The organism is Chitinophaga sp. (genome assembly GCF_036569125.1).
Lineage (GTDB): Bacteria > Bacteroidota > Bacteroidia > Chitinophagales > Chitinophagaceae > Chitinophaga.
Window position 1 is genome coordinate 1 of the sequence record NZ_DATCRF010000764.1, and the last position, 7,949, is coordinate 7,949.

General features: G+C 47.7%; 8 protein-coding genes. 5 read left to right on the plus strand and 3 right to left on the minus strand.

Annotated features, from left to right (window positions below; genetic code table 11):
• Positions 1–1,741: PQQ-dependent sugar dehydrogenase (locus VIM87_RS28225; protein WP_332000220.1), on the minus strand; the 1,741-nt coding region annotated here is incomplete at its 3' end.
• Positions 1,742–2,280: 539 nt separating this feature from the next.
• On the opposite strand from VIM87_RS28225, the gene VIM87_RS28230 reads away from it, so the two are divergent.
• The 4 genes from VIM87_RS28230 to VIM87_RS28245 all read left to right on the plus strand — a co-directional run bounded on the left by VIM87_RS28230 (position 2,281) and on the right by VIM87_RS28245 (position 5,630).
• Positions 2,281–2,964, plus strand: coding sequence for a porin family protein (locus VIM87_RS28230; RefSeq protein ID WP_332000221.1), 684 nt, complete (start codon positions 2,281–2,283; stop codon positions 2,962–2,964).
• Positions 2,965–3,052: 88 nt separating this feature from the next.
• Positions 3,053–3,739 (plus strand): porin family protein, encoded by a 687-nt coding sequence (locus tag VIM87_RS28235; protein ID WP_332000222.1) that lies wholly within the window; start codon positions 3,053–3,055, stop codon positions 3,737–3,739.
• Between the two features lie 327 nt (positions 3,740–4,066).
• Positions 4,067–4,828: a glycosyltransferase gene (locus VIM87_RS28240; protein ID WP_332000223.1), complete on the plus strand. Its 762-nt coding sequence runs from the start codon at positions 4,067–4,069 to the stop codon at positions 4,826–4,828.
• A gap of 1 nt (position 4,829) precedes the next feature.
• Positions 4,830–5,630, plus strand: coding sequence for a polysaccharide deacetylase family protein (locus VIM87_RS28245; RefSeq protein WP_332000224.1), 801 nt, complete (start codon positions 4,830–4,832; stop codon positions 5,628–5,630).
• On the opposite strand, the gene VIM87_RS28250 is transcribed toward VIM87_RS28245, so the two are convergent.
• A complete protein-coding gene (locus VIM87_RS28250) occupies positions 5,627–6,148 on the minus strand; it encodes a hypothetical protein (RefSeq protein ID WP_332000225.1) in 522 nt (173 codons plus the stop codon). The two genes, VIM87_RS28245 and VIM87_RS28250, sit on opposite strands and share 4 nt — an antisense overlap.
• An 87-nt stretch (positions 6,149–6,235) precedes the next feature.
• Between VIM87_RS28250 and VIM87_RS28255 the strand changes: the two genes are divergently transcribed.
• Complete coding sequence (locus VIM87_RS28255; protein ID WP_332000226.1) at positions 6,236–6,532, plus strand: antibiotic biosynthesis monooxygenase; 297 nt, start codon at positions 6,236–6,238, stop codon at positions 6,530–6,532.
• 134 nt (positions 6,533–6,666) lie between these two features.
• On the opposite strand, the gene VIM87_RS28260 is transcribed toward VIM87_RS28255, so the two are convergent.
• A partial coding sequence (locus tag VIM87_RS28260; protein ID WP_332000227.1) for a zinc-dependent metalloprotease occupies positions 6,667–7,949 on the minus strand: 1,283 nt, incomplete at its 5' end.

Consider the following 7,949-nt stretch of genomic DNA (forward strand, 5'->3'; position numbering starts at 1 on the left):
ATGTGATAGTGAGGTTTACCTTATTGGGCTGAATATCCACAGAATCCACGCCGGTACGGCCCTGCGAATCGGTAACGGTTAAGAGTATACGGAACCAGATGTTGGGCGATGTTTCCCCGCCATTATCTGCTACAAAAGTACCGGATGTAATACCTGCCGGTATTACCGGGCCGGGATGATAGTGCTCGCTGGTAGGATTGTCCTTATGATAAAAACGTACCTCCCATTTGTAGGCAGATGCGGGTAAGGTGCCATCTTCCTGGTCTGTAGCGCTGCCGGAAAAGCTTACCTGGTCCAACACGCTCCAGGTAAGGCTGGATGTAGGCGTTAAGATGTGCGGTACCGGGCGGGCATTAAACGGCTGCACGGTAAGCACCGCGGCCGTGCTGGTATCTGCACCCAGGGTATTGGCCACCAGGCAGCGGTAGCTGCCTGCATCTGCTGCTGTGGTTTGCGCAATCGTATAGGTGTTGGCGGTAGCGCCGCTGATGTTAACCCCATTCTTCTGCCACTGGTAAGTGATGGGCGTAGCGCCGGATACGCTTACTGAAAAGCTAACCGGATCGCCGGCTACCACTGTTTGGCTGGCAGGGTTGTTCACCACTTCCGGTTTCTGGTTGCTGTCAAACTCAATACGCCATAAGCTGCCGGTGGTATTATATTTAATGTAGTAGATATTACCGTCAATGCCTACACTGGTTCCTAAGATGGAGCCAAAACCGCTGGGCGAAAATTCCTGCGCAGCGCCTGTACCGGGGTTCACCGCATCTACGCTGCGGAACCACTGGGAGCACCAGTCAGAAAAATAAAAACGGTTGCGGTACTGCGTGGGGTAATTGGTGGCCGGCGGGTTAAAGAATACGCCGGAGGTAATGGCGCATCCCCAGTTATCGTGCGGGTAGGCAAATACCGGTAATATGGTATTAGCCGCCTGCTGCGGGCCGGAGCGGCCGTTCTGGTCCCAGCCATAGTTATAATTTTTGCTGGCATCCGGTGCGGTAACATCATTGATCTCCTCATAATCACCGCCTACATTTACTACGAATATTTTACCTGAAAGCGGATCCAGCGCCATTTTCCAGGGGTTGCGCATCCCAATGGCCCAAATGCTCCGCTTCTGGCGGGAGGCGCCGGCCTCATTGTAATACGGGTTGCCCGGTGCAGGCTGCCCATCTTCCGTTAACCGCAGTATTTTACCGCGATAGGTATCCAGCTTGGTAGCTTCTGCGGGAGAGTTGCTTTCACCAATGGCCACATACAGCAAACCATCTTTAAACAGGATGGCGCCGCCGTTATGGAAGCCGTTGATGATGGGATCAAACTCCATAATACGGGTAGTGGAAGTTACCACGTTCGCAGTGTTTATCACTACTGCATCCAGGTAATGCACCGTCATAGCCGGGTTGGTGTAAAAAATGTAAAACCTGCCGTTCGTTGCAAACTGCGGGTGCAGGGTAATACCCAGCAGGCCCTGTTCCGAGCCGGTGGTGGTGCTAACGGTATGCACCGTTGATACGTTACCGTTCTGGAACACTTTTACACTACCGGAACGTTCTGCAATAAAAATGCGGCCATCCGGTGCATGCACCATTGCAGTGGCCTCATTAATGTTATCGCCGGTAAGCTTTTTCTGAATAAATCCTGCGGGCAGCTGGCTATAGCCATTGCCGGCAAAGCCGCCCAGGAACAGGGTAATGCCCAGGCATACTTTCAATAGGCGGGCACGCAAAAATTGCTGCATTTTTGGTAGGTTTCTCATCATGCAAGAGTGGTTTTTTGAATGGATAAAGATTGTTGTTATGTTAATGGATAGTGACGTGCGGAGTTTAGGTGATCAATATGGTGTTCGGGAAATGCTACAATAGCGGTACATAATGTTTCCGGGTACAGTTCACACGGCCTCAATGACATGGTTCATAATTAAAATATGCGGGATAAAGTTAATACTATTTTTCTTTTAATTATCTTTGCGCCGCATACTTAAATCAGTAATTGTAAGGGGATAGTATCGTTGTAATACTGCCAGGTAAGGCTTTGGGATGAATGGGTATAAAATGGGTAGAACAGGGTACGGAAACCCCGATATTTATATGAGTAGTATGAGATCTCCCGGGGAAACGTACGCCGCTAAACGTTAGCACAGGACTGTAACATTCTGATCCTTTGCTGCGTTTCATGGTTGTTTAACTTTTTTACGTAGCAGTGTTAGCATCAAAAAAGGGGCAAAGCATCATTAGTCTTTATCCATTCATTATTTGACCATTAATTATACCTATTTAAATGAAAAAACATCTTTTGTTATTGACCACCGCCCTCTCCTGCGGTTTGTTCTCCTATGCCCAGGTTTCTTTTGGCGTAAAAGCCGGTTTTAGTATGGCTGGTATGAGCCACAAATACGACAATGAATTTATCAAGCCTAACACAAAAACTGTTCCCGCGTTCCATGCAGGTGTTATTGCAGACATTGCCCTGTCGGAAAATTTTTCTCTGCAACCCGGCCTGTTTTACAGCGCCAAAGGAGCAAAGATGGACGCAATCATTCCCGGCATAGCCGATGGACCCGTGAAAGTAAAGTCTACCATACACCTCAGTTACCTGGAGCTGCCAGTTAACTTCCTGTACAAACATGAGCTGGGCCCTGGTAAAATATTTGCCGGTGCTGGCCCCTACCTGGCGTATGGCATTAGCGGCAAAATAAAAACTGACTACGACGCTGACTCCTTTGTAGATAGTGACTTGGATGTAAAATTTAAAAATCAACGGGGGGATTCTGCGAATGTAGCTTATGTAAAACCTTTTGACGCCGGCGCCAATTTTATTGCCGGTTATGAGTTTAAAATGGGATTAGTGTTCAGCGTAAATTACAGCCTGGGCTTAACCAATACCAGCCCATACGAGGGTGAAACTGAAAAGAACCATTACCTGGGCATCAGTGTAGGATACCTGCTGCATAAGCGTAAGTAAAAAACGGTGAAGGATACCTTATACCTCGTTAACAAAGTTACAACATCACCTTACCTAAAATATACATTAATAACCATCTATGCCCATCATGAAAAAACATCTTTTGTTATTGACCGCAGCCCTCTCCTGCGGATTGTTTTCCTATGCACAGGTTTCTTTTGGTGTGAAAGCCGGTTATAGTATGGCTGGTATGAGCGCCAAGAACATCATTACGGACAATACTCCTTACGAGGCTAACACCAAAACACTTCCCGCATTCCATGCAGGTGTTATTGCCGACATTTCCCTGGCAAAAAACTTTTCACTGCAACCCGGCCTGTTTTATAGCGCCAAAGGTGCCAAGCTGCATCAAATAAGTACCGGCCCGGCCGATGAAATAGAGAAAGTAGTGTCTACCGCCCACCTTAATTACCTGGAGCTGCCGGTTAATTTCCTGTATAAACGTGCGCTGGGCCCCGGTAAAATATTTGCCGGTTTTGGCCCTTACCTGGCTTATGGCGTTGGCGGTAAAATAAAAACTGAATATGAGCATTATGCCAGCAGGGAAAGTGAGGTAAAATTTGAAAACAAAGAGGACTATGCTGCAGGTATAACTTATGTAAAACCTTTTGATGCCGGCGCCAATTTCATTGCCGGTTATGAGCTTAAAATGGGCCTGCTGCTCAGCGTAAATTACAGCCTGGGTTTAACCAATACCAGCCCGTATGAAAGTGAAACTCAGAAGAATCATTACCTGGGTATTAGCGTAGGTTACCTGCTGCATAAGCATAAATAAGAAAGAGTAGTTTGGCCTTAGATCGCTGACAAGACTATTTTAATCGCATTTTAAGCTAGGCGCATGGGGGTAAGATTTAAATTTGGCGTCTAGTACATAAGAAGAGTACCATTTAACCTAACAATATGTATTACATCACCAGGCGGCTGGCTCCATTGGAAACCAGCCGCCCCAGATGGCGAAGTAGTGCCATCATCCCTGCTGCTATTGAACAATACTCCCAGGCGCATCGCTCCTATTTTTTAACACCCGGTATTCCGGGTGCTGTAAATCTCTTCTCTTTTTACCAGCAATCGTCATGTAAAATTCTGTGAAATGCACATAGCAATGTCTGAACCTATAACTGTACTTAATCAGGCGCCCGGTGAACCGCATAACGAGGCTCACAACCGGTTCGATCTTATTCTTCCATGCTGTAACCCGCCCGGCGCATGGACGTATCAGCTGATCGAAGACTTTCATTTACTGCAGCATCTGCTGCCGGATACCTTCATACAGCTTATACTGGTGAATGACGGTTCTGTAAGGAACTTCACCACCACGCAGATCCAGGAGCTGAAAGATGCTATTCCGGATATCCGCATCATCAATCACCCGGTGAACCGGGGCAAAGGATATGCCCTGCGGCTGGGGGTGGCTATGGCTGAAAATCCTTACCAGGTTTGCAGCGACTATGATATGCCCTTTGGTGTGGAAGCCATTTGCCGGGCATACCACCAGCTGCTGCGTGGGAGCGATGTAGTGGCAGGTGTGCGGGGCAGGCAGTATACCAACCTGCTGCCCATTCAGCGCAGGTTCATTACCCGTATTAACCGCCTGCTGAACCGGTATGTGCTGCGCTTACCGGTATCAGATGCACAGGCAGGCCTGAAAGCCTTTAACGGTAACGGGCGAAGGGAATTCCTCTCCACCCGCATCAACGGATTTTTATACGATAGCGAGTTTGTGCGCCGCAGCGGTAAGAACCGGCAGCTGGCTATTGACAAGATCTCCATCCGTTGCCGGAAAGACATCCGCTTCTCCGATTTCAAACTAAAGACCCTGTTCAAGGAATGCTTTAATTTTGTAACCATCCTGTTGATAGATTAACATGCAGAAAAAGATCCTGATCAGTGTAGATGTAGAGGAATTTGATATTCCGGAGGAATATGGCCAGGCCGTGGAGATGGAACAAAAGCTGGCGGTATCCCGCAACGGCCTGCTAAAAACACTGGAGCTGTTCAATACCCTGAACATACGCGCCACTTTTTTCGTTACCGCTTACTGGGCGCAGCAACATCCGGCGCTGCTGCAGCAGATCGCTGAAAAACATGAGATCGCATCGCATGCATTTTATCATGACCGGTTTGAAGAAGCCGACCTGCTATATTCACGGCTAACCCTGGAAGCTATTTGCGGTAAGCCGGTAAAAGGCTTCCGTATGCCGCGCCTGCAGCCGGTAAGCCTCGCCGCATTACACAAAGCAGGGTATATTTATGACGCCTCTTTAAACCCCACCTGGCTACCCGGCCGGTATAACAATTTACACCGCCCGCGGCAGGTGTTCCGCGAAGCCAATCTATGGATAATGCCGGCATCCGTAACACCGGTACTACGCCTGCCTGTTTTCTGGTTAAGTGTTAAGAACCTGCCTTTATGGTTCAGCAAAGCCTGCATACGGCGCATTTTACGGAAAGGAGATCATTGCTCCTTTTACTTTCACCCCTGGGAGCTGGAAAACCTGCATAGCTATGAGCTGCCCTGGTATGTAAAACGGGTATGCGGCCCACAGCTGGAAAATAAGCTGGCTGCGCTTTTCAGCTGGCTGCAAAAAGAAGGTACGTTTATTTCACATGGGGATTATTTGCCTAAACCTACACATACGGAGGATACGCATCCCACTCCCCTTTAAAGTGTTATTTTGAATATGATCCGGGAGCCTGTTCGTGAAACTGTAAACGGGTGGTCCTCGATTTTTGGATCCGTTACACTTATATAATAGGATCTACATTTATCGGTGGTTTTTACTTCCTTGTTGGTATAAGATAGCGTAGCGCTGGCCCCATTGGCAATATCTATTTTATATTTGAATACCCCTTCTTTCGTATCCGCTATAGCAAACGCCAGCGCTCCATACATGGGCGCACCTGGCTGTTTTACGATCACCCCCCGTTTCAGATCTATTGGTTCCGGGATAATTGTTATGGCAGCAGTATCAATACTTTTTGTCAAAAGAATATTCTCCCCTGTCTGGCCATCCAGAAATATCAGCCCCACCTGGGTAGGCATTCCTTCATTAAGCACGCCATCGCAGGGATCAGGTTGTGATGATTTTTTACATCCGGATCCCAGGCTTGCAATAAAGAGCAATATCAGCGGCAGATAATAAAATTTCTTTGTGAGGGAACGGGTCAACGGTGTTTTTTTCATAAGCTATCTTCTTTTTAATACAGTATAGGTTATGGATAAACCTACAAAAAATTTATGGAACTTTAAATTCAAAATAAAACATCACCAATGATCGCACGCCACTGGTCGGGCATCTGCCGGCAAGACAAAGCAAGTGACTATATTGACCATTTGCAACAACAAACGATCCCCGGATTAAAGCATATCGACGGATTTATATCAGCATCTATCTTACACAGGCAGGTGCCGGATGGCACGGAATTCCTGGTTATAACGCTGTGGGCCTCCATGGACGTTATCCATCAGTTTTCAGGTGAAGATGTTGAGACTGCAGTTGTACCTGCTGTTGTGCAGGAAATGATGATCAGCTACGACCAACATGCGCGGCACTACGAAGTAGTATAAAAAACCCCCGCCGGTAAAAACCGGCAGGGGTTCCTCGTGTCAATCAAAATCTAAAGTCAGTCAATTCTCTCTTCTATCAATCATAACTCCGGGAATAGTTACAGGACAGTTTTTATATAGGATAGGAATGTTCATTATTTGATCGCAAACTTGCGCGTGATCTTATCATTCATCTCCCGCAGGTGGATCCGGGTCATATTATCCAGCCCCGGGTTCAGCATATTCTTTTTGATCAGTGCCTGCTGCTTTTGCAGCTCATCCCTGAATATACCCTGCAGGTCAGAGAATGTCGGGTGAAATGAGCCCATCGTAACCGTGTACTGATCATCCGGAAAAAAGGCCTGCTCCAGTAAACGGTTCAGGTAGGTATTTTGCAAATTGCGGCGGTACACATCCACATTCTTACCCTGGTATAATTCCGTATAAATAGCCTTATCCATATCCGTAAAAAACTCCTGCACGCCATAAGCTTTTTTACCTTCCTCAATTTCTGCGGTCAGCAGGCGGCTTAAACGGTTACGGCTTACCAGGGTGTTGATACCGGAGATCTGCAGCTCAGATAATTCCTGCGTAAAATTCACCTGGCATCTTTCAATCAGGCTTTTTTCGTTTAGCCACACAGGTGTGGTAAAAAATTCCTTCTTCAGAAATTCCATCGCCTCCAGCTGTTTGACCTTAGGCACAATTTCCTCAACAGGGCCGGGCTCCGCGCCTACTTTGGGGGTATGGTATACACCGCCAATGTATTTTATTACGTGCCCGGTGTAGGTCACATACTGGCTCCATACTACGCCTAACATACCTTTTGCAGCATCAGATTCTTCCTGCGGCGCAGTGCTCCACGCAGCCAGCTGCGGCAGTATACGTTTCAGGTTCTTAATACCGTACATGCCGGCTTTCATGGCATTATCGCCCAGGTCCTCGTTCTGGCTGCGGGGATCTGCAGGTTCCATCTCACTGCCAAAAAATAAACGGTGGTTCTTTTTCAGGCTGTCGGTAACCATTTTAGTAAATGCCAGCTGCTCTTCCCACGGCGTTTTATATTCCGGATGCCAGCGGTAGCCCCATGCAATGGCCCATTTATCATAGTCATTAATACGGGGGAACAGGCCTGCTTCGCTGATATTATCTTCCGGCTGCGCCACATAGTTAAAGCGGGCACAGTCCATAATGGAAGGCGTATGGCCATACTTTTCCACCCAGCGTTTATTGCGCAGGCTATCTACCGGCACGGTGGAGGATGCGCCAAAATTATGACGCAGGCCCAGCGTATGCCCTACTTCGTGGCTGGATACAAAGCGGATCAATTGCCCCATGAGCTCGTCATCGAACTCACGTTTGCGCGCACGGGGATCAACGGCGGCGCATTGCACCAGGTACCAGTCGTGCAATAATTTCATTACGTTGTGGTACCAGA